General features: G+C 69.1%; 13 protein-coding genes and 1 pseudogene. 9 read left to right on the top strand and 5 right to left on the bottom strand.

Features of this window, described 5'->3' with window-relative positions:
• Window positions 1–51: 51 nt before the first annotated feature.
• From LEP48_RS05125 to LEP48_RS05100, 6 genes are all read left to right on the top strand, one after another.
• Window positions 52–1,311 carry a nucleotide sugar dehydrogenase gene (locus LEP48_RS05125; RefSeq protein WP_225564512.1) on the top strand — a complete coding sequence of 420 codons (1,260 nt, stop codon included), beginning with the start codon at window positions 52–54 and terminating at the stop codon, window positions 1,309–1,311.
• Window positions 1,312–1,341: 30 nt separating this feature from the next.
• Entirely contained in the window at window positions 1,342–3,591 is a 2,250-nt protein-coding gene (locus LEP48_RS18710) for a CDP-glycerol glycerophosphotransferase family protein (protein WP_225564511.1), read from the top strand.
• A 57-nt stretch (window positions 3,592–3,648) separates the two neighbouring features.
• Window positions 3,649–5,745 (top strand): acyltransferase family protein, encoded by a 2,097-nt coding sequence (locus LEP48_RS05115; protein ID WP_225564510.1) that lies wholly within the window; start codon window positions 3,649–3,651, stop codon window positions 5,743–5,745.
• 169 nt (window positions 5,746–5,914) lie between these two features.
• On the top strand, window positions 5,915–6,685 hold the full coding sequence (locus LEP48_RS05110) for a hypothetical protein (protein ID WP_225564509.1): 771 nt from the start codon (window positions 5,915–5,917) through the stop codon (window positions 6,683–6,685).
• Entirely contained in the window at window positions 6,682–7,755 is a 1,074-nt protein-coding gene (locus LEP48_RS05105; protein WP_225564508.1) for an ATP-grasp fold amidoligase family protein, read from the top strand. The genes LEP48_RS05110 and LEP48_RS05105 overlap by 4 nt, the downstream gene beginning before the upstream one ends.
• 118 nt (window positions 7,756–7,873) lie before the next feature.
• Window positions 7,874–8,293: a hypothetical protein gene (locus LEP48_RS05100; RefSeq protein WP_225564507.1), complete on the top strand. Its 420-nt coding sequence runs from the start codon at window positions 7,874–7,876 to the stop codon at window positions 8,291–8,293.
• Here the strand turns inward: LEP48_RS05100 and LEP48_RS05095 are convergent, their stop codons facing one another.
• The 5 genes from LEP48_RS05095 to LEP48_RS05075 form a co-directional block, all read right to left on the bottom strand.
• Window positions 8,294–10,795, bottom strand: a complete 2,502-nt coding sequence (locus LEP48_RS05095) for a glycosyltransferase family A protein (protein ID WP_225564506.1) — start codon at window positions 10,793–10,795, stop codon at window positions 8,294–8,296.
• Window positions 10,796–10,889: 94 nt separating this feature from the next.
• Window positions 10,890–13,247, bottom strand: coding sequence for a glycosyltransferase (locus LEP48_RS05090; protein ID WP_225564505.1), 2,358 nt, complete (start codon window positions 13,245–13,247; stop codon window positions 10,890–10,892).
• 39 nt (window positions 13,248–13,286) lie between these two features.
• Window positions 13,287–15,410 (bottom strand): acyltransferase family protein, encoded by a 2,124-nt coding sequence (locus tag LEP48_RS05085; RefSeq protein ID WP_225564504.1) that lies wholly within the window; start codon window positions 15,408–15,410, stop codon window positions 13,287–13,289.
• Window positions 15,411–15,455: 45 nt separating this feature from the next.
• On the bottom strand, window positions 15,456–16,454 hold the full coding sequence (locus tag LEP48_RS05080) for a class I SAM-dependent methyltransferase (RefSeq protein ID WP_225564503.1): 999 nt from the start codon (window positions 16,452–16,454) through the stop codon (window positions 15,456–15,458).
• 73 nt (window positions 16,455–16,527) lie between these two features.
• On the bottom strand, window positions 16,528–17,787 hold the full coding sequence (locus LEP48_RS05075) for a nucleotide sugar dehydrogenase (RefSeq protein WP_225564832.1): 1,260 nt from the start codon (window positions 17,785–17,787) through the stop codon (window positions 16,528–16,530).
• Window positions 17,788–18,345: 558 nt separating this feature from the next.
• Between LEP48_RS05075 and LEP48_RS05070 the strand changes: the two genes are divergently transcribed.
• The 3 genes and pseudogenes from LEP48_RS05070 to LEP48_RS05060 form a co-directional block, all read left to right on the top strand.
• Window positions 18,346–19,842, top strand: coding sequence for a stealth family protein (locus tag LEP48_RS05070; protein WP_225564502.1), 1,497 nt, complete (start codon window positions 18,346–18,348; stop codon window positions 19,840–19,842).
• Window positions 19,843–19,854: 12 nt separating this feature from the next.
• A complete protein-coding gene (locus tag LEP48_RS05065) occupies window positions 19,855–21,576 on the top strand; it encodes a Stealth CR1 domain-containing protein (protein WP_225564501.1) in 1,722 nt (573 codons plus the stop codon).
• A 288-nt stretch (window positions 21,577–21,864) separates the two neighbouring features.
• Window positions 21,865–22,382 (top strand): annotated as a pseudogene (locus LEP48_RS05060) (UDP-N-acetylglucosamine 1-carboxyvinyltransferase); the annotation flags it as partial.

Below are 22,382 nucleotides of genomic sequence, written 5' to 3'. Positions count from 1 at the left end.
CTCATTGTCGGTGTGCTGAGACCATGCCTTGTGGAGAACTGGAGCAGAGAAATGTCGATTGATCTCGTGGTGATCGGACTCGGGTACGTAGGCCTGCCGCTCGCGCAGGAGGCGGTCCGGGCCGGCCTCTCGGTGCGGGGGTTCGACGTGAGCCCGCGGATCGTCGACGGGCTGAACTCGGGTGCGTCGCACGTGGACGACCTCTCTGACGGCGACGTGCAAGCCATGGTCGACGGCGGGTTCGTCGCGACGGCGGACCTCGAGGAGATCCGCGGCGCGTCCGCGGTGGTCATCTGCGTTCCGACGCCGTTGGGGGCGGACGGCGGTCCTGATCTCGGTGCGGTGATCGCGGCGACGCGCACGGTGGCCAAGATCCTGGAGCCGGGGATGCTGGTCGTGCTGGAGTCCACGACGTACCCGGGCACCACCGAGGAGGTCCTCAAGCCGATCCTGGAGGAGGGCGGCCTGAGCGTCGAGAGCGACTTCCAGCTCGCCTACTCGCCGGAGCGGATCGACCCGGGCAACCCGGTCTACGGGATGAAGAACACCCCGAAGGTGGTCGGCGGCCTGACTCCTGACTCCACCCAGCGTGCCGCGGACCTGTACGGCAAGTTCGTCGACACCGTCGTGGTGGCCAAGGGTGCCCGCGAGGCGGAGACCGCGAAGCTGCTGGAGAACACCTACCGGCACATCAACATCGCGCTGGTCAACGAGATGGCGCGGTTCTGCCACGAGCTCGACATCGACCTGTGGAACGTCATCGACCTGGCCAAGACCAAGCCCTTCGGGTTCCAGGCGTTCTACCCCGGCCCGGGCGTGGGTGGGCACTGCATCCCGATCGACCCGAACTACCTGAGCCACAACGTGCGGTCGCGGCTGGGCTACCCGTTCCGGTTCGTGGAGCTGGCGCAGGAGATCAACGCGACCATGCCCACGTACGTGGCACGCCGTGTCCAGGACGTCCTCAACGAGGACGGCAAGGCGATGCGCGGGTCCAAGATCCTGATGCTCGGCGTCACGTACAAGCCGGACATCGCCGACCAGCGCGAGTCTCCGGCCAAGCCCCTCGCGAACGCGATGATGACCCAGGGCGCGGACCTGTGGTTCCACGACCCCGCGGTGGAGGAGTGGAGCGTCGAGGGAACCGTCCTGACGCGGGTCCCCGACCTCGACGAGGCGGTCCGCGAGGCAGACCTGGTCATCCTGGTGCAGAACCACGCCTCCTACGACGTCGACGACCTGGTGGCCCGGTCCCGGCGCTTCTTCGACGCGAAGGGCGCGTCGAGCGACCCGAGCGCCGTCCGTCTCTGACCCTGTACCGACGCCCCAAGTGAGTTGGCTGTGAACGACCTCGTGAACGACCTCGTGTACGACCCAGCGGACGACGTCGACCAGCCCGCCGACCTGTCCCTCGTCCTTCTCGTCACCGAGGAGAACGTCGAGGACCTCCCCGCCGCGCTCGAGCACGTCCAGGTCTCGCCGGCGCTGCAGGAGATCTCGCTCGCGATCGTCCGCGCGCCAGGGGTGGACGTCGGCGGGCCACAGGTCGGGGGCCGCGCGGTCACGGTCATCGAGTCCGCCTCGGAGTCCGAGGCCGACCTGGCCGTCGCCGCCTGCGACTGGCTCGAGGCTGCGACGACCCGGTACGTCTCGGCCTCCTTGGTGCCGCGAGCGACGAAGGTCAACTCGTGGCAGCGAAAGATCCTGCGCGAGGTCCGGCGTCTCGACGAGGTCCCGTTGTCGGACGGCGTGCCGCTGTTCGTGTGGACGGATCACTGCATCCGGAAGTGCTCGTCGCTGTACATCCACCGCACGCTGCTGACACTCGACGTGGAGCCCGGGACGCTGCGGGCCGACTTCCTCGGCCGGCTGGCCCTCGCGTCGGCGATCCCCATGCTCGAGGCGGTGGACCCGCTGGACGGGGACATCGAGGTGCTCGCGTTCCTCTCGGCGCAGCTCATGCCGGAGATGGACGAGCCGCTGTGGCGCTACCGGTACGTGCTCACGCGCCCCGCGGGCGACGTCGTGAGCTCGGACCCGATCTCCCTCACCCCGCGGATCGACCCCAAGGGCGTCGTCCGCTGGGAGGAGCTGCGGGCGCGCCTGCCGCTGGCCGGTGCGGGGAACGGCCACAGCAAGTTCGTCATCGAGCTGGACACGCAGTTCCCGGAGCTCGCACTGCGGCGCAACCTGAGGCCGCGGCGCGGTGCCCTCATCAGCGCCCGGACCGTGCGCATGCCCGTCGCGGGCGAGGCGGCGCCGGACGCCGAGGACCCGCAAGTGGTCACGTACCTGCTGCACACCACGGGCGGCGGCGGTGCGTCGTACCTCACGACGCAGGTGGGGTCCGGCCGTACGTCTCGCCTGCGATGGGCCGGAACGCTGCTGAAGAAGGACCTCGGCTTCATCCTTCGCGGCCGCAGGCTCCGGCGGATGCGCTGGCTGCGCCTCTTGCGGCTGCTGACCATGCCGTTCTTCGCCGGGCGGGAGATCTGGCTGATCGGCGAGCGCCGGGACACGGCCCAGGACAACGGGGTGCACCTGTTCAAGCACCTCCGCCAGACGTACCCCCGGCGAAGCGTCTACTACATCATCGATCCCTCGAGCCCCCAGTACCAGCGCGTGGCTCCCTACGGCAACGTGATCGCGCACTCGTCCTGGCGCCATCAGCTCTTGATGCTCCACGCCGCGGTCGTCGCCAACGCCTACTCGATCCGGTACCTGATCCCCGACAGCTGGGGTGGGGCGTACACGCGACACATTGTCTGGCGGGTGGGGGCGATCCGCGTCTACCTCAAGCACGGGGTCCACCTGAGCCCGAACGCCGTCAAGCGCGGCACCACGGGCTACGACGTCTGCCTCACCGTCATGCCCGGGGAGACCAAGGCCCTGGCCTCCGGCTCGGGGTACCACCGCCAGCTCGTGGAGGCCGGCATGCCCCGGTACGACGCGCTGACGCCGACGCCGCCGAGCCGGACCATCCTGTTCATGCCGACGTGGCGCAAGTACCTGGTGACCAAGGTGCTGGACGGCGCGACGGACGGCGAGGTCCCGTACGAGGGCTCCGTCTACCAGCGGTTCATGACCGGGCTGCTGGAGAGCGAGCGTCTCCAGAAGATGCTGGAGAAGCACGACTACCGGCTCCAGTTCGTGCCGCACTACAACATGGCGCCGCGCTTCGTGGACGCGAGGGTCGCGGGCGACCGGATCCAGGTCGCCGACACCAACACGGTGTCGTTCCAGGACCTGATCCGGGGCTGTGACGCCTTCGTGACCGACTACTCCTCGGTGCACTTCGACGTCGCGTACGTGGGGACCCCGATCGTCTACGCCCGCTTCGACGAGGACGACTTCGAGACGAAGCACGCGTCGCCGTCGTGGTTCGACTACGAGAAGGACGGGTTCGGGCCGGTCGTGAGGACCCTCGACGAGACCCTCGATGCCGTGCAGGCACTGCTCGAGCGTGACTGTGCTCCCGACCCCTACTACGCTGCGCGGGTCGACGCGACGTTCGCCTCGCGGGACCAGCAGAACTGCGCACGGACCGTCGCCGCGATCGAGGCCCGCATCCCTGAGCGACGGGGTCGCTGAGCGCGTGAACGTCCCGCACCGCCCACCCAGCCAGACGATTCTTGAGGACCAGGTACTTTGACCAGCAGCGAGACCGGCGTGCGCCCCGTCAAGGGCCGTGGTGCGGCATCCTTTCGGCCCGACATCGAGGGCATGCGTGCCATCGCGATCGGGCTGGTGCTGATCTACCACGCGGGGGTGCGCCAGCTCCCCGGCGGGTTCGTCGGCGTCGACGTGTTCTTCGTGATCTCGGGGTTCCTCATCACCGGGCTCCTGATCCGTGAGATCGAGCGGACCGGCCGCGTCTCGCTCGTGACGTTCTACGCACGGCGGGCCAAGCGGCTGCTCCCGGCCACGGGGCTCGTGCTCATCGTCACCTCCGTCCTCACCTGGCTGACGGTCTCCCCGGTCCAGTGGCGCACGTTCGGCCTGGACATCGTCAGTGCGGCGACGTACGTGGTGAACTGGCGCCTGGCCGACCGTTCGGTCGACTACCTCGCGGAGGACGTCGGCGCCTCGCCGGTGCAGCACTTCTGGTCGCTGGCGGTCGAGGAGCAGTTCTACATCGTCTGGCCGCTGCTGCTGGTCCTCCTGGCGTGGCTGCTCCGCCGGTATGCGGGGCTGCGACTGCGCCCCGTGCTGATGGTGGGCATCCTCGCCGTCATCGTGCCGTCGTTCGTGTACTCGATCTACCTCACGGCCTCGACCCCCGCCACGGCGTTCTTCGTGACGCCCACCCGACTGTGGGAGCTCGGGATCGGTGCGCTGGTCGCCATCGGCGCGCCGATGTGGCTGCGGATCCCGCGGGCGGCCGCCATCGTCGGCGGCTGGGTCGGCCTCGTCGTCGTGGTGGTCAGCGGCCTCTTCTTCACGACGGCGTCGGCGTGGCCGGGCTCTGCGGCGCTCGCCCCGACGGTGGGCACCGCGGCGATGATCGTGGCGGGCTACACCTCGGGCCGGGTGGGCGTCGCCGGTCTGCTGTCGTGGAAGCCGGCGGTGTGGATCGGCGGGATGTCGTACTCGCTGTACCTGTGGCACTGGCCGCTCATCGTGGCGGCCACGGCGTACTGGGGCGAGCTGGGCGCGAAGCGCGGGCTGCTGGTCGTCGCTGCGGCGATCATCCCGGCGTACCTCTCGCTGAAGCTGATCGAGAACCCGGTGCGGTTCGCGCCGTCGCTGTCGAGGTCGAACCGCCTCACTCTCTCGGTGGGCGCGAACTTCACCGCGATCGGCGTGGTCGCGGGGCTGGTCCTCGTCCTGCTCGTCCCGACGACGAGCGGCGGTGGCGGTGGCGGCGACCGGCAGGCTGCGGGTGCGGCGGTGGTCGGTTCGGACACCGAGCCCGAGGCGGGAACGGTGGAGAGCCTGGCGAGCGTCGAGTGGTTCGTGCCGGACGCCGTGGTCGCGGTCGACGACGTGCCCCCGTACCCACGGGAGTGCCAGGTCTCCCAGGATTCTCCGGACCCCGTGCGCTGCGAGTGGGGCGACCCCGACGGGGACGTCACCGTCGCCGTCGTGGGCGACTCGAAGATCATGCAGTGGTACACCCCGCTCGGCGACATCGCCGAGGAGGAGGGGTGGCGGATCGTGTCGTACACGAAGTCCGCGTGCGGGTTCCACGACGGCATGCAGGTGAACAAGGGCGAGCCCTACGAGTCGTGCGCGGCCTGGAACGACGCCGTCTTCGACGAGCTCGTGGCACTGGACCCGGACCTCGTCCTGACGTCGCAGCGGGTCAACGACGTCCTGGCGGACCCGTCCGACGTCGAGAGCCGGTCCGTCGACGCCATGGTCGACGCGCAGGTGCGGCGATGGACCGCGCTCACCGACGCGGACATCCCGCTGGTCGTCATCCTCGACAACCCGAATCCCCAGGGCCTGACGGTCTACGAGTGCGTGGCGGAGAACCCGGACGACCTGGCCGCGTGCACGTTCGACCGCGACCAGGGCATCAAGGAGAGCGGCGCTGCGGCCCAGGCTCCGGCCGCCGAGCAGGTGCCCGGGACGCAGGTCGTCGACATGGCACCGGAGATCTGCCCGGGCGAGGAGTGCGTGCCGGTGATCGGCAACGTGCTCGTGTACCGGCAGACGTCGCACCTGACCGACACCTATGCCCAGACCCTCATCGACCCGCTGCGCGAGCAGCTCGTTCCGGCGGTCGAGAAGGCCTTCTGACGACGGACTTCCGGGGGGAGTCGCGGCTGTATGATGAGCCGCCCTCATCGCGACTCACCCCCCGAGGTCTTCATTGGCAACGCGTCCCCGTGCACTGCTCCGGCTCATCGGCCGGCGTCGTGCCAGGCTGAGCTCCCCGCTCCCGATCGGCACGGTCGCGGCCCCGGTCGTGCCCCCCACCCGCGAGCAGCTCGACGCCGCCCGGCAGGAGGTGGCTGCCCTCGACGCCGAGCGGACCGCTCTGGTCGAGGAGCGTCGCCGTCTGCAGCGCGTCCTGGGTGAACAGGCGGGCAAGAGCGTGATGTCCCTGGCCAAGGTCGAGAAGACCAACGGGACCCCGAGCTTCGTCGCCGGGGTGCGGCTCCTCCAGCGGGTCCACCGGAGGGCCGCGAACCCGGCGCACGGGATCGACGGCGCGGGGGCGATCTTCGCGGACCCCGCGCGTACCGAGGAGTTCGTCCGGTCGCACGGCGTCCCGGCGACGGTCGCGCCGGCCGCGGGCCCCGGGACGGGCGCCCTGGTCGTCATCCACGCTTTCCACGGCGTGGTGGGGCTCGTCGAGCTGCGGCAGGGTGACCGTGTACGTCACCTGGACCCCGCCGGCGAGGACCCTGGGGACATCCGACCGGCGGCCACCTATGACCCCGAGTTCCCCGCACCGGCATCACTTTCCACCCTGTGCTCGTGGAGCGTCACGCTGTCGAGCCACATCTCGCGACCGTACGTGCAGCTCATCTGGGTCGAGGCGCACGACGGCCCGGTGCTGGTGGCCGTGGACGTCGACCCCGAACGCATCCCCGTGCTGCAACCCGAGTGGGACCTGCGCCTGGGGAGTCTCTTCGACTCCGCGCACGCTCGGATGCTGCTCCAGCCGTACCGGGCGGGAGCGCTCGCCAACCGCGTGCCCGGTGGCACCTTCCGGCCTGAGGAGACCCGATGAGCGACGAGACCGCGGACCGCGAGGCTCCGGTGAGCGGCCGACGGGCCAAGATGCAGCGGATCGAGGAGACCCTGCGTCGTCGGCGTCGGTCGGTCGCGACGGTGACCGCGCAGGTGGCGATCCTCTCCGAGGAGGTCAGGTCGCCGGCGGAACGCACGATCGGCGACGCTCGCGATCCCGAGACGACGCTGGGCCGGCCGTCCTACTCGCTCGCCGCCAGGATGCACCGTCGCCACAACACGCAGGGTGTCAACGTGCGCGAGGGTCTCAACGAGCCGATCCTCCAGCTGTACACGAAGCTGGCGGGGCAGGAGTTCGCCGCGCAGCACGGCGTGCGTGTCCCGCGCGTCCTGGGCCGCTGGGCCGATCCGGACGCGGTCGAGTGGGAGTCGCTGCCCGAGCGGTTCGTGCTCAAGAGCAACGTGGGCGGCGGCGGGGTGAACGTCTTCCCCCTGGTGCGGGACGCGGACGGTGGGTACACCGACGTGCTGACGGGGGAGTCGACGACGAGCGACGAGGTCCGGCAGAAGCTCTGGGCCAAGCACGAGCGACGCTCGTACTACTTCGCGGAGGAGTTCCTCACGGCACGCGGCGGCGGGCCGGGGACGGTACCGAGCGACGTCAAGGTGTTCTGCTTCTACGGCCGGCCGATGTACCTCGAGGTGCGCACCGGGGACTGGTCCCGGGCGAAGGACGTACGGTCGCAGGCCCGCGCCTTCGCGGCGGACGGTACGGAGCTCGTCGACGTCCGGGCGCTGATCGAGATGGGCGACCAGCTCAAGGCGCCGGCGGACCTGGCCGAGATCTTGGAGGCGAGCGCCACCTTGTCCGGGGCGATCCGTCGCCCGCTGGAACGGCTGGACTTCTTCGAGACGGACGACGGACTCGTGTTCGGCGAGGTCACGCAGAACCCCGGTCATCTCCCGGCGTTGGTGCCGGAGTGGGACGAGAAGCTCGGCGAGGCCTACGAGGACGCCTATGCCCGGCTTCTCACCGACCTCGTCGCCGAGGGTGCGCTGCACGTCGAGTTCGGCGACGACGCAGAGCGGCTGACGCGGTCGGCAGACTGACGGACGTGGCCTCGCTTCGCTGCTCCCATACCGGAGAACGGGCGCGGGACCGCCGATAGGCGTGCACCGGGTATCCTCGACGACGGTCGCGCAGGTCCATCCAGATTCGGGAGTACAGATGCACCAGCTGTCGCGGACGAACGTCCTCACGGTTCTCGTCGTCATCGCGGGGATCGGGGCCGCCGTCGGGTACGCCCTGTCCAGTCCGGAGCTCGGTGGTGCGGCGCTGGGTGGGGGCATGGCATTCGGTGCGCTGCTCATCCACAGCGCCGCGCGGGAGCAGCGTCTCGCTCATGAGCGGACGCGGAAGCTGGCCGCCGCGTCGAAGGGCAGCTTCGCGCAGCTCGAGGCGAGCGTCAAGGAGATCGCGACCCACACGGACCAGGTGGTCAGGGCACAGCGCAAGACCGCCCGTGTGGCGACGGCCCAGGGCGATCGCGTCGAGCAGCGGACGGACGCCATGACCCGACGGATCATCGCCGACATCAACGCTGCGAGGCTCGAGGCCGCCGATCGGTTCGCCGCCGCCTCCGACTGATCAGGCAGGCACGGCGCGTGCCGGCTTCGCCGTGCCGAGGACGGCCGCCAGAAGCGCGCCCGAGCTCGAGAAGCGGTCTGCCGCCCACTGCATTCCCCGGTCCGACTGAGCACGGAATGCGGCCGGGTCTGCTCGGAGCGCGTCCACCACTGCCGGGGCCGACTCGGGCTCGCACCCGATGACGGCGTCCCCGAAGTAGGGCTCGAAGGATCGGTCGACCACGGTCACGCAGCCGGCCGCCAGACCTTCGCTGACCGTTCGCAGCGTCTCCGACGTGGGCCCGCTCGGCGGGAAGCCGACCATGAAGTCGATCTGCTGGGCGAACGCACGCGCACTCAGCTCCCCGGTCTCGTAGACGAGCCAGTGCGGGGGAAGGCTGTCGAGCGTCCGACTCACGGCCGCGCGGCCGCCGAGAACGCGAACATCGACGGATCCGTCGGTGGGCAGAGCGCGGAGCAGGTTCGTCTCGTCGGCCGGGACGCTCGTCGCGTCGTGGCCGGAGATCCAGCCGACCACGGCGCGCTCGCCCCTGAGCTGACGTGGTCCCACGCTCGGCCAGGCGTCAAGGTCGAGCACCACGGGATACGGCACGTCCGACAGCCGGTCGGCCTCGATCTGGCGTGACATCGAGCGCCGGGTCTCGTCGCCCGGCGCCATCCAGGTGACCGGGCCCCCGAAGATCGCCTGCGCATGGCGGTCGACGTCGGAGACGGTCCACCGACGGTCGCGGACGCCCTCCTCGGGAACGGAGTCCGCCACGACCAGGACCTGGTCGGTCGTGAGCCGCACGGGACGCAACGGCGGGAACTCGAGGACCTCGGGCTGCCGGACCACGATGGTGGGAATGTGGTCCGACTCCTCGAGCGACACGGACGTGAGGGTTCCCGCAGCGAGGGCACGACGCGTCTCGATCGTCAACTCGGCGCGCCGCGGAGCCTCGCTGAAGATGCTGCGCACGTTGACGATACCGACGTGCGCCCCCGCGCGTGCGAGCAGGCGCATCTCGTCGAGCGCGGCGCGGTGGGCGGCTCCGTTCATGGTCCAGTCGGCCACGAACGCGATGTCGACCGGCCGCTGGCTCGCGCCCCGATCCGGTAGGAACGGCCGGGGGGCCGTGAGGGGCCGGTCTGCGACGTCTGGCGGGATCAGCGGACTCGCGGTGCCCGCGGTGATCTGCCTGTGCCAGTGCAGGACCGAGGCCCGGTACTCGACCCGGGCGGGGTGCATCCATTCGGGCGTGAAGTCTCCACGTGAGAGCGACTCGGGCTGGAGGCGGACGAAGGCCAGAGGCTCGCGGACCTGGAGGCGTCGTCCGGGGAACGCCGCCTCGAGCCGCCAGTCGAACTCGGTGTCACCACCCTTGCGCACCCAGTCGAACCGACCCACGGTGTCGAGAACGGTTCTGCGGAAGAGGTGCGACGACGCGTTGCTGCGCGACGACGGGTATCCGGGGTACTGGAAGACGAGGTCGTCGCTGCAGCGCATGGAACGGCTCAGGGTCCTCAGGAGCCGGGGGTCCTCCAACAGGGGGCGGACCTGTCGTTCGAGGCGCTCAGGGTGGGACCAGTCATCGATGTCCTGACAGGTGATGAACTCGCCGGAGGACTCGTCGAGCGCGCGGTTGCGGGCGGCGTAGGTGCCCAGGTTCACGGGCTGTCGCAGCACCCGGACACGTTGGTCCATGGCCTCGACCTCGTCGAAGACGGCGCCGAACTCCGGCCCTGAGGCGTCGTCCACCACGAGAAGCTCCCAGTCCTGCCAGGACTGGTCGACGATCGACCGGACGGCGGTGACGATCTCACGGCCCGGCCGGAAGGCCGGCATGACCACGGTGATCAACGGGCCGGAGGCTGCCACGCTGGTCTCGCCCGGGCGCAGCCGGTCGAAGGTGGTCGGCGCAGCGGTCGCGGGGCCCAGGGCGATCGGCGTGACCCCGTGGTCCACGAGATAGTTGTTCAGCAGCTCGAGCCATGAGTCGGATCCGACGCCGCGCTCGATCCCGTGGAGGTCGATCCTGAGGAACTTCTGCGTCTCGCGAGGGAGCGCGGCAAGGAGCTCCTCGTCTGACTTCAGCGCCTCCTGCCCGCCGCCGATCCACAAGGTCTGGGCGAAGGTGATGACGTCTTGCCTCTCCCAGTCCTCGACGCGCATGTGGCGACGAGCGTCGCGGAACAGCTTCAGCGCGTCACCGAGGTCGTCCTCGAGCAACCGCTGATGCGCCACGGTCCGCGCGAGAGCGGTCAGGAGCCTGCCGATCGGTTCCCCGCCGGGCCCGCTGATCAGCGACCCCGTCGGGTCGGCGGCGCCCGACACGAGCGTCGCGTAGTCGGAGTGCGGGTCGATCATCCGCGCGATGACCTCGCGGGCGCTGACCGACTTCATGTCGAGCGCCGCGGTCGCGGCACGAGCGGCGCCAGTCTCGACATCCTGTGCGAAGTGGCGGGCAGCAGTGAGGACGACGTCCTGATCGGTGCGCAATGTCGAGTCGAGGGGGTGGCTCACTGAGGCTTCTCCGCAAGAGGGCGAGCCCGCACCGGCGTACGGTGCGCGCGGACGGGACGGTGGTGTGCGACAGCTGCCGCACCGGGACGGTGGCTCATCGGGCACCCGCCAGCGTCGGGAGGGCGGCGAGGTTCTTCACGAGCTCGCGGAAATGTTCGTGTCCGTTCTGATCCCGCGCAGCCGTCTGCCCACGGCGTGCCTGCGCCCGGTAGAGAGGCGGGTCGGCGTGGTAGCGGCGGACAAGATCCTGTACCTCGGAGGGCGTGCAGTAGAGAGCGGCATCACCGAAGACGGGCTCGAAGTGGTGCGGAAGGATCACCACGCACCCGGCGGCGAGCGCCTCAAGGATGACCCGGCCGAACGCCTCTTGCAACACCGGGTGGTGAAAGTACACGAAGAAGTCGATCTGGTTGAGGACCGTCCGCGGGGGCACCTCGTTGATGTCGAAGACGAGCCATTCCGCGGGGACAGCACCCAGGACGGCCGTGACGGTGCGGCGGCCTCCCATGATGCGGACGTCGACGTCGGGCGTCACCGGGTAGATCTCCAAGAGCTCGTCCGGATCGCTCGGCCACTTGAGTGCGGCGTCCCGGGAGACCCGGCCGATCACAGGTCGGACGCCTCGGAGGCGCTGGCGCGGAGTCGACCACGCGTCGACGTCGATGATCCCCGGGTTGTCATAGGGCAGGAGTCCGGCCGGAGCTCCTTCGGCCTCGATCGCTGTGCGGACCAGTGGTCCTTGCGGCAGCCAGTAGGGCTCGATACCGAACATGGCGCGGGCATGGGCGTCGCAGTCAGCCACGGTGTACCGCCGGTCGGTGCCGTCGCTCTCGATGGGGACCTGGTTCGCGACGATGACGACGGTCGCCGCCTGCGCGGTCGGCAAGACCGAGCTCAGGAACTCGAGGACCGGGGGGTAACGGATGAGCAGGACGTCGATCATGACCGGGTCGTCAAGGTTCACGAGGTGGACGACACCGTCAGCGATGAGCTCCCGGACCGCTGCGCACAGGGGTTCGTCCCGGGTCGTCGCGAAGCGCAGGGCTTCGATCTGCATGACGCCGATCCGGAGTCCGGCCGGGACGAGAGCCCCGATCTCCTCGAGCATCGAGCGTTGAGGCCCTCCGAACCGTCGCCAGTCGCCTGCGAACACGACGTCGAAGTGAGCGCGCTCGTCGGTGCCGGAGCCGGCACGGGGGAGCGGAAAAGTCGTCGAGCGGCGCTCGACGTCCCTGGCGAAGGCGAGCAGGGTGTTGAGGGTGCGGCCCTCGCCGGGAAATGCCTCGTCGAGGTGCTCGCCGAGACGTGCGGCCGTGTTCGCGTGTGGGCCGGACTCCTCGAGCCGTTGGAGGGTGGCGCGGCGGAACATGAGGGAATCGGCGTCATCGGACACCGTGCCGTACCCGAGTCGGGTGAAGGAGAGGTCTGTGCGGCACCGGGCCGCGCGGACCCGCGTGTACGGGACGTCCGTGTCGTCGAGCAGTGCCTGCGCCTGGTGGGCGAGACGCTCGGGGTGCGACCAGCCGTCCGCGCTCTGAAAGGTCACGAGATCGCCGTGGGCCGCACGAAGAGCACCGTCGCACGTGGTGGCGCCGTCGTCGTGCAGGGCGTTCCGCAGCACGGTGACGCGGGGGTCGAGCTCTGCCACGTCCGCGAAGACCGTCGAGAACTGGGCCCCGGATCCGTCGTCCACGACGATGAGCTCGAGGTGGGACCAGGTCTGCTCGAGGATCGATCGTGCAGCCGTGAAGATCTCGTCGCCCGGCTCGTACGCCGGCATGATCACGGTCACCAGCGGGCCCTCGACCGGGGGCAGCGGTGCCGCACCCGTCAGGTCGTCGAACGCGGCGGCCGGCGATCGGAGGGCCACGGGTGCGACACCGAGCGACTCGAGTGCGGCATTCACGTGCGACAACCATCCCTCGCGTTCCGCGGGCGTGCGACGCGCCTCGAGGTCGGCGCGCAGGAAGTGCCGCTCGAGCCGGGTGACGCGACCGAGGACGCGGTCGTGGTCGCCGTCGTCCAGCTCACCGGCCTCCAGGAGAAGCTGCGCGAAGGTCAGCACGTCGACACGCTTCCACGCCGTGTACGGCTGGAGGGTCCCAGCGGCCCGGTACAACGCGATCGCGTCCGCCCTGTCGGTCGGAAGCAGCGACTGGAGCGCGAACACACGCGCAAGACCGGCAAGGGCTTGTGCCGCGGTCTCGAGATCGTCTCCGTGGGGAACCCGCGCCTCACGCACCTGGGCTACGAGGTCCGGGAGCGACAGCTCGGGGTCGATCACGGCGGCGATGACCTGTCGGCAGTCGTACGACCGCGTGCGCAGCGCGGTGGCCACGAGGCGGTCGACCCCGCCGCGACGAGTCCTGAAGAGATCAGCGTGCGCGCGGACCACCTCGGGGTCGACGCCGAACGAGACGCCCTGTGCGGACGCGGTGAGTTCGTTCACCATGGGTGGGTCTCCTTGCGGGGGTCTGGCGACTGCGCGGTGCTACGAGGCGGCGGCGTCGTGGAGCACGGGGACGAGCCTCGAGCTGAGGATGGGGACGGTGGACCGCACATAGGTGCGGGAGAGGTGAGAACCCTGTCGATAGACGAGGACCTCGCCGATGACTGGCGGGCAGACGTCGTCACAGACGAGGTCGTTCATGTCGATCAGGTCGACGTCCGGCACCAGGTCGGCCGCGGGCTCCAGGGCGAACGTGCCGCTCTGCTCGAGCCCGGTCCCGGTGTCGAAGGCACAGCTCGGCAGCTGATCCAGGTGCTGCGCCACGCACTTGTAGGCTTCGTGCCCACCCGAGGGCAGCTCGTGCGGGCGGGGGTTGTCCGCGATCACGACGACGTCGATCCCGGCGTCCTCCAGTGTTCGCCACACGGAGACAAGACCGCCCACCATCTCGTCCCGCGTGAGGTCGCCTGAGCTGTCAAGAGCCGTTCCCGCCCCCTGCGAGACGATCACCGCGTCGGGCCGCTCCTCGAGGACGAGGTCGAGGAGGGCGGCGTTGTAGGCGAGGCAGCTCTTGTACGGGGCACCGCTCGCCTTCGCCTGCAACGCCGGGGAGAAACCGCACGAGCTCTTGGTCGCCACGTCGAGAACCCAGCCCTGGTCCTTCGCGATCGGGTCGAGCGCGTCGATCCACTGCAGTGCCTTCGAGTCGCCGAGGAGCATGACGTGCGTGGACCCGGTCCTGTCCCCGTACGCGCACGGGTGAGGCTCATTGGTCTGCTGGTCCACCTGACAGCCGGTGTCGTAGGCGTCGGGCCGGTCCGCCACGACGTCCTGGGGGAGTGGTGCGAAGCTCTCCACGGTGACCGGATCGGGGACTCCGGTCGCCCGGCCGTCCTGGAGCTCGAGCTCCTGAGCGCCCTTCCCTTGAGTGCTGGCGTTCGCGGGTGCGCTCGTCGGGGTGCTGTTGGCGAGCAGGAGACCGGCGATCACGGTGAGCGCCGTGAGGTTGAGCCCGACCGAGAGAGTCACGCCAGGGGACCACCGCGCCTGGGCGATCCGTCGCATCGGGTTCTCGACGAGCTTGTACGAGAGCCAGGCCGGGATGACGGCCAGCACCACGATGAGGAGGCCGCGCTTCTGGCCCAGCTCGCCCCAGACCCAGGTGGCGGCGATGAGGAGCGGCCAGTGCCACAGGTAGAGGGAGTACGAGAGCCCTCCGAGCCACACCATGAGTCGGTGGCCGAGGAACCCGGGAGACGAGTCCGTCGTGCCGGCGATGATCACTGCCGCCGTGCCCAGGACGGGAACGAGCGCCAGGTGGCCGGGCCAGATCGCCGACTCGTCGAGCAGGAGCGCCCCGGCGACGATGGCGGCGATTCCGCCCCAGCCCAGGACCAGTCCGACGGCTCTCGGGATGTGCGGCCAGAGCGTGATGCCGACGGCCACGAGGCCACCGACCCCGAGCTCCCACAGGCGGGTCGTGGTCACGAAGAACGCGTTGGCAGGGCTCGCCGCGGACATCACGACCGACCAGACGAACGACGGGACGACGATGGCGGCGAGGCCGGCGGCCATGACCCACCGGGTGGGCCAGTGGAACCGCCGGGCCAGCAGGGCGACCACGAGGAGGAGGATCGGCCAGACGATGTAGAACTGCTCCTCGACCGACAACGACCAGAAGTGCTGCACGGGCGAGACGCTGACCCCCTCGGCGAGGTAGTCGACGGACCTGCCCGCCAAGCGCCAGTTCTCCACGTACGCGGCGGCGGCCACGATGTCACCCGCGAAGACCTTCCGGTCGACGATGCTTCCCAGGGACAGGACCAGCCCGGCCGTGACGACGAGCACCAGTGCTGCGGCGGGGAGCAGGCGTCGCGCCCGACGTGCGTAGAAGCGGACCAGTGAGACCTTCCCGGTTCCCTCCACCTCGCGCACGAGCTGCCCGGTGATCAGGAAGCCGGAGATGACGAAGAAGACGTCGACCCCGACGAAGCCGCCGGGCACGGCGACGATCCCGGCGTGAAAGAGCAGGACGCTGCCGATCGCGATCGCGCGCAGCCCTTCGACGTCCGGGCGGAATCGGGTGGCGCGAGAAGTCGGCACGGCCTCGGCGGCCTCGGTGGAGGAGGTCGTCTGGGCGGTAGGGGATTCGATGCCCGTGCTCATGCTCGTGGGCTCGCCGTCCCGAAGCTGCCTGCGTCCGGGGAGCGCTCACCCATACGTGAGCACCTCCGAGTTGCCGTTCGTGTAGCCCGCACGATGCAGCGCCGGCAGCTCTCTGAGCCAGTGCCTGACGGCCTCCTGCTCGTCGGTACGGTGCATGTCGTCGACGAGGACGCACGCTCCCGGGTTGAGCGCGCGATGCAGGACGGGAAGGGCGGGGTAGCGCGCCAGAGGTCCGGTGGTGCCCGGCGGACCGTCGACGACGAGCAGATCGATCGGTCCGAGGGAGTCGGGCTCGACGTCGTACCAGCGGAACGTGCCGCGCGGCGTCTCCACCTCGGCCAGCGGCGCGTGCCGGACCTCAGCCACGTCGGACAGCTCGTGGCGCTCCAGGACGGCCCGCGTGCGCGCGGCGAACTTGCCCTGGTGCTCCAGCGAGATGATCCGGCCGTGGCCGTTCCTCCTCAGTGCCATGGCGATCCAGAAGGTCGAGGTGCCGCTCCCGCACTCCACGACGAACTCGGGACGACGTCGCTCGACCTCGTCGATCAGCCACAGCAGCTCCGTCGGATCGAGGGCCCAGCCGCCGACGTCCGGGAGCGGACCCTCGACCCGGAACTTGTCGCGCAGCTGGTCGAGCGCCTGGATCTGCGAGAGGAGCTTTCCTGGCCGTGCGGCATGGGCCAGGCTGTGGACGGCGGTGACCTCTTCACGGAGCTCACCGATCTGCGAGGCCAGGTCATCGAGCTTCGCCACCGACGCGCGGGCCGCTGCGGCATCACGGTGAACCGCCGTGGCGGTCGGTACGGCGCTCTCCCGTCGTGCGAGCTCCTTGCGCAGGCGCCCCACCTCGCGTCCAGCGGCCCGCGCCCCAACGGCCGCGGCTCCTGTGCGGCGGTAGACCTGCACGGTGAGCAGGGCGGTGCTCCCGAGCAGGACCACCACGACAGCAAGTGCGACGTCGGTCCTGCCGAGCAGCGCAGCAACGACCCCCACGGCCACCGCCACGGCAGTCGCGACGAGGGCTGCGAAGCTTCGAGAGCGCATGGAACTCCTTCGACGTCGGGTGTTCGGGTCGGGTCAGAGGCCGTCGAGCCTGATCCTGGTCTCCGCGTGCCGGTCAGAGACGGACGGCGCCCTCGTGCGTCGACGCGCCCTTGGTGTCGAAGAAGCGCGCGGACTTCTCCGCGAGAGCGTCAACATCGTAGGCGCTGTGGTTCTGCACCAGGATCACCAGGTCTGCGCCGAGGACGGCCGTGTCGAGATCCTCGACCCGGTCGAGGACGTCACCGTTGACCCGCCACTGCTCCACGTGCGGGTCGTGGAAGACCAGGTCGGCCCCTTGGGCGATGAGGTTCTGCGCGACGGCGACCGCGGGCGACTCGCGCTGGTCGGCGATGTCCGGCTTGTACGTGACGCCGAGGAGCAGCACGCGCGAGCCGCGCACGGCCTTCGCATCCTCGTTGAGGATGTCCTGTGCCCGGCGTGCGACGTAGGTCGGCATGGTCGCGTTGATCTCCTGCGCCAGCTCGACGAACCGGAACGGGTACCCCAGACGCGACCGCACGTTGTGGCTCAGGTAGTTCGGGTCGATCGGGATGCAGTGCCCACCCACACCCGGGCCCGGGTAGAACGCCTGGAAGCCGAACGGCTTGGTCTTGGCCAGGTCGATGACGTTCCACAGGTCGATGTCCAGCTCGTGGCAGAACCGCGCCATCTCGTTCACCAGCGCGATGTTGATGTGCCGGTAGGTGTTCTCCAGCAGCTTCGCCGTCTCCGCCTCCCGCGCACCCTTGGCCACCACGACCGTGTCCACGAACCTGCCGTACAGGTCCGCCGCACGCTCGGTGGAGGCCGGAGTCAGCCCACCGACCACTTTCGGGGTGTTCTTCATGCCGTAGACGGCGTTACCGGGGTCGATCCGCTCCGGGGAGAAGGCCAGGTGGAAGTCCTGACCGGCCTGCAGACCGCCTTCCTCCAGGATCGGCTTGAGCACCTCCTCCGTGGTGCCCGGGTACGTCGTGGACTCCAGCACCACGAGCATCCCCGGCTCCAGGATCCCGGCCACCGTGCGCGTCGCCGCGATCACCGCACCCAGGTCCGGACCACCGTCAGGACCCAACGGCGTCGGCACGCAGATCACCACCGCAGACGTGCCACGGATCTCCTCGACATCGCCGGTTGCACGGAATCCCGCCGCGACCATCGCCGCGACGTCTGAGTCGGAGATGTCGTCGACATGGGAGCGCCCATCGTTCAGGGCTTGCACGATGGGCGTGGTGACGTCGAAGCCGCGGACCTGCAGTCCGGCGTGCACGGCCTCGCGGGCGAGCGGCAACCCGACGTAGCCGAGTCCGATGACGGCGATGTCGATAGGCATGGAGCCCATGTCCCTTCCATTCCTGAATGTGGCGTGGACGTCCGCACGTGACCGGCAGGAGGCCACGGCGTACATCTGACGAACAGGACGTGAGGTCCAGTCAACGCTCGAGGATACTCGCGACGAGCAACGGCTCGGGCGAGGTTCCGCAGACATCCGGGCATCGAGGGCTCATCGTCCTCGGTCGAAGCCGTGACCGAGCGCGCCGCCGACGTACCGGCATTCCACCTCCTCGACGCCGGCGGGCTCAGAGCGCACCGACACTTTCAGATCGGATGAGCCCCCGATGTCTGCCACAATCGGTCGGGCTGGACCGGCGACCGTGCTCGTCGACAGCCGTGAACGCAAGGCCTACCGAGTGGTGCACAAAGAGGGAGAAGTGCGTTCGGGGAACCGGACGAACGACGGATCATGGCGAAGCGAGTCATTGTCGGAGCAGCGCGTGCCGTGGCGCGCCGAGCGGGACGGTTGCGACTTCGCCTGGCCTCCCGAGTCGGAGCCTGGCTCGACGCGTCACGTCGGCCGTCGCCGGGGTACGTGGCCGCAAGGCTCGGTGGTGTGGCTTACGACGCCCGGATCGTCAACGCCTTTGAGTCGCCGCAGGTCGAGGAGCAGACGCTGCAGTCGCTGCGCGCCGCCCTCGATCGTGCCGGGATCGCCCATGTGGTGCTACCCCGGCCGGTGGAGGGGCGCGCGTTCGTCGCTCTCGACGGTGACGACGAACTGGCCGTCGCGAGCGCCCTGAAGGCTCTTTCCAGCGACCGTGAGTGGGGAGTGGCCCTCGGCAGCGGGTGGCGTGCGTGGCATCGTCCCCTGGCGTCGTGGGTACGGCGCGTCGGGACGTTGCCGCCTCGATTCACCCTCTTCCGAGTGCTCGCCTCACCGTCGGGCCTGGTCGTCGGCAACGCGGAGCACGGCGTCACCGTCGAGCTGTGGCCCACCGTCCCGGTGGGCACGGCGCGGGTTGACGGTGGCGGGCACGTGCAGGACACGCGCGTCGCACCCGGCCCGAACTCGTCGTTCCCCTACCTCACCCCACAGGCATGGTCCGTCGCCACCGCCCAGGGCGGAGGGGCGGTGCTTCGTTCACCGCACCTGTTGGACGTCCAGTTTCCCGTCGACGTGGTCTACACCTGGGTGGACGGGAGCGACCCCCGCTGGCTACGGCGCAAGGAGGCGGCGTTACGGTCGATCGACGAGGGTGCCCACAACGCGACGGCGATGGCCGCCTCGCGATTCACCGCCCGCGACGAGCTGCGATATTCGTTGCGGTCGCTGGAGATGTACGCGGGCTGGGTCCGGCAGGTACACATCGTCACTGACGGGCAGGTCCCGGAGTGGCTCGACCAGAGCGACCCTCGCGTGAACGTCGTGCACCATCGCGAGATCTTCCGCGACCCGTCGGTGCTCCCAGTGTTCAACTCGCATGCGATCGAGTCGCAGCTCCACCACATCGACGGGCTGGCCGACCATTACCTGTACCTCAACGACGACGTGTTCTTCGGTCGTCCCGTCACGCCCGAGCAGTTCTTCGAGGCGAACGGGCTCACCCGGTTCTTCCTGTCGACCATGCTCCTGGACGTAGGCCCGCCGAGCGCTTGTGACCTGCCGGTGCTGTCAGCGGCCAAGAACAACCGGGAGCTTCTGGAGCGGACGTTCGGGCGCACGGTGACGAACAAGTTCCAGCACACTCCCCACCCGCAGCGTCGCGACGTCCTGGCGGAGATGGAGGCGCGGTTCCCGGAAGAGTTCGCGCGGGTCGCAGCGTCGGTGTTCCGGCATCCCGACGACATCTCGGTTGCTTCGTCGCTGTACCACTACTACGCGCACGCGACCGGCCGGGCAGTGATCGGATCGCTGAGGTATCACTATCGTGACATCTCCACGCTGAGGACTCTGCGCGACCTGACGTTGATCGACGACGAAGGACACGACGTGTTCTGCCTCAACGACACGCAGCTCCAGCCCGGGCCGAGGGCCGACCGGGCTGTCGGACTGCTTTCCAAATATCTTGCACGACGATTCCCGCTGCCAAGCGGATTCGAGAAGAAATGACCGTGTTCCATCATGGCGGAGGCGCAGGAGTTCATGCGTAAAGTAGCGGCGCGATTCAGGCGCATCGCCAGACGAAGTGCGATCCGGGCCTGGTCGAGAGCCAATCGCGCGGTCGTCGCTCGGCGTCGGCGGTTCCCCGTCCTGCGGCGCCTTGTCGACCCCGAGCTGTTGAGGCTCGAAACGCTTGCTCCGCGCCGCGAGGTGACCGTGTATCGCGGACGCCAGGTGATCTCGACATTCTCGGAACGAGCGACACCCTGGCACCTGTCGGCCGTCGCTGCGGACCATGTGGTGCGAGCGCTCGACCAAGCGGGCGTGGAGTACTTTGCCACGCACGCCCCCTATACCCGCGTGTCGCGCTGGGCCGTGCGGCGAAAGGACCTTCCCGCTCTGGTCAAGGTGTTGAAGGACGAGCTGGGGGAGCTGGGGTTCTACTACGCGCTCGAAGGGATTGAGCGCGGTTCGCAGCTGGTGCTTCGCGGGCTGACGAGCCGCGAACTTGAGGCAGTACGGTCCTTCACCCTCTTCCAGTACGTGCGATGCTCCGAGACGGGGCGCCTCTTTGGCCCGCCAGAGGGCTGCGACGTCGCCGTGTGGGACGAAGACGAGGACGGGAACCTCCGATCTCCGGATCGCGACAGCATCATCCAGCAAATCGGGGCCGCAAGCGCGCCGGAGCTCGTGGAGCGTCCTCGATGGGACGGGCGCCTCGAGCGGCGGCTGGCGGCATCGGAGCACGACGCGTTCTCCATCGAGTTTCCCGTGGACGCGGTGTACCTGTGGGTCGACGATTCTGATCCGCGGTGGCGTGAGAAGCGCGAGGCGGTGCGGCTCTCCCTCGGCATGGAGCCGTCACCCGCGTCGACGGACGAGAGCGTCGCGGCGCACCGGTTCCGGGATCGAGGCGAGCTGCGGGCCTCGATGCGCTCCCTCGAGATGTACGCGCCCTGGATCCGGAACATCTACCTCGTCACCGACGAGCAGCGCCCAGACTGGCTGGATTCGGAGCACGGCCGGGTGCAGGTAGTCGACCACCGCGACATCTTCGCCGATCCGAGAGTGCTGCCTTCGTATAACTCGCATGCGATCAGTTCCCAGATCCACAGGATCCCGGGCCTCGCGGACCACTACCTGCTGATGAACGACGACGTGATGTTCAACCGACCGGTCACGCCGTATTCATTCTTCACCTCGACCGGGCAGCTCCGGGTCAACTTCTCACGGTCACGTCGCCCTGACATCCCGCGCGAGAGCCAGACCTCGCTCGAGCTGGCCCGGTCGAACTCTGCCGCCCTCCTGGAGCGCGACCACGGGCACCGGGCTTCGTCGCTCTTCGGCCACGTACCGGTACCTCAGAGCAAGGACGTCGCGCTCGAGCTGGAGCAGCGGTACGGCGAGGAGATCCGCCGTACCGTCGCGAGCCCGTTCCGAGCTGAGACCGATGTGGTGATCAACTCCTGGCTGCACCTCTACACGGCGCTCTTCACCGGCCGTGCCGTGCGCGCGAACATCAGGTTCGGGTACTTCAACATCGGGAACACGGCCGTTCGGCAGAAGATGGACCGCCTGGAGTTCGTCCGGAAGTTCCAGGTGATCTGCCTGAACGACGTCCCTCCGCCCGGTGGCGAGCAGGAGGCAGATCCCGAGTGGCTCGCGCACTGGCTCCAGCGTGTGTACCCGATCCGAGCTCCCTTCGAGATCGAGGACGAGGGGCCGGTCGCGCGGGGCGCCTGAGATCCACGACGACGTGCGGCCACTCCCCGCGATGCTCGCTCGACGCCGTCGAGACCCTCAGGTCAGCCTCGGCATTGACGGTCTGACGCTACACGCGGACCCCAGCCGGCTCGGAAGTTCGAGCCGAACCTGTCGTTCCTGCTAGGAGGCACGGTGACGTTCCGTGCGGGGTACCACGGTGGCGCAGGGCGCAGTCTGGGACGGGACCGTCGCGTATTCTGCCGACCGGGGAGCCGTCGGCACCCCGACGTCACCCACTCGTTGCCCGTTGTTCTTGGAAGGTGCCTTGTGAACGATCTGCTGTATGTGAACGGTGGTACTCCGCTCGAGGGCACGATTACGGTGCGTGGGGCGAAGAACTTCGTGTCCAAGGCGATGGTGGCGTCGTTGTTGGGTGAGTCGGCCAGTGTGTTGCGTAATGTGCCGCAGATTCGTGATGTGGGTGTGGTCACGGGTTTGTTGGAGCTGCATGGTGTGACGGTGGCGTCGGATCCGGGTGCGGGGACGTTGGTGCTGGATCCGTCGAACGTGGAGTCGGCGCATGTGGCGGATATTGATGCGCATGCGGGGTCGAGCCGGATTCCGATTCTGTTCTGTGGTCCGTTGCTGCACCGGTTGGGGGAGGCGTTCATCCCGGATCTGGGTGGGTGTCGGATCGGGGATCGTCCGATCAATTTCCATCTGGATATCTTGCGGCAGTTCGGTGCGGTGGTGGACAAGCTGCCGAACGGGATTCATCTGCGGGCGCCGCGGCGGTTGCAGGGGACGAAGATCGCGTTGCCGTATCCGTCGGTGGGTGCCACGGA

The sequence above is a fragment of the Isoptericola luteus genome (assembly GCF_020297055.1).
In the GTDB taxonomy this organism is placed as follows: Bacteria; Actinomycetota; Actinomycetes; order Actinomycetales; family Cellulomonadaceae; genus Isoptericola; species Isoptericola luteus.
Note: the sequence above shows the minus strand (reverse complement) of the source record. Positions and strands in the feature narration are given on the sequence as shown.

What these genes read in the sequence shown, in the direction of transcription:
- LEP48_RS05090 (WP_225564505.1), bottom strand. Translation starts at nt 13,247, where the DNA reads ATGGTGAACGAACTCACCGCGTCCGCACAGGGCGTCTCGTTCGGCGTC.
- LEP48_RS05100 (WP_225564507.1), top strand. Translation starts at nt 7,874, where the DNA reads ATGCACCAGCTGTCGCGGACGAACGTCCTCACGGTTCTCGTCGTCATC.
- LEP48_RS05085 (WP_225564504.1), bottom strand. Translation starts at nt 15,410, where the DNA reads ATGAGCACGGGCATCGAATCCCCTACCGCCCAGACGACCTCCTCCACC.
- LEP48_RS05125 (WP_225564512.1), top strand. Translation starts at nt 52, where the DNA reads ATGTCGATTGATCTCGTGGTGATCGGACTCGGGTACGTAGGCCTGCCG.
- LEP48_RS05105 (WP_225564508.1), top strand. Translation starts at nt 6,682, where the DNA reads ATGAGCGACGAGACCGCGGACCGCGAGGCTCCGGTGAGCGGCCGACGG.
- LEP48_RS05075 (WP_225564832.1), bottom strand. Translation starts at nt 17,787, where the DNA reads ATGCCTATCGACATCGCCGTCATCGGACTCGGCTACGTCGGGTTGCCG.
- LEP48_RS05080 (WP_225564503.1), bottom strand. Translation starts at nt 16,454, where the DNA reads ATGCGCTCTCGAAGCTTCGCAGCCCTCGTCGCGACTGCCGTGGCGGTG.
- LEP48_RS05065 (WP_225564501.1), top strand. Translation starts at nt 19,855, where the DNA reads ATGGCGGAGGCGCAGGAGTTCATGCGTAAAGTAGCGGCGCGATTCAGG.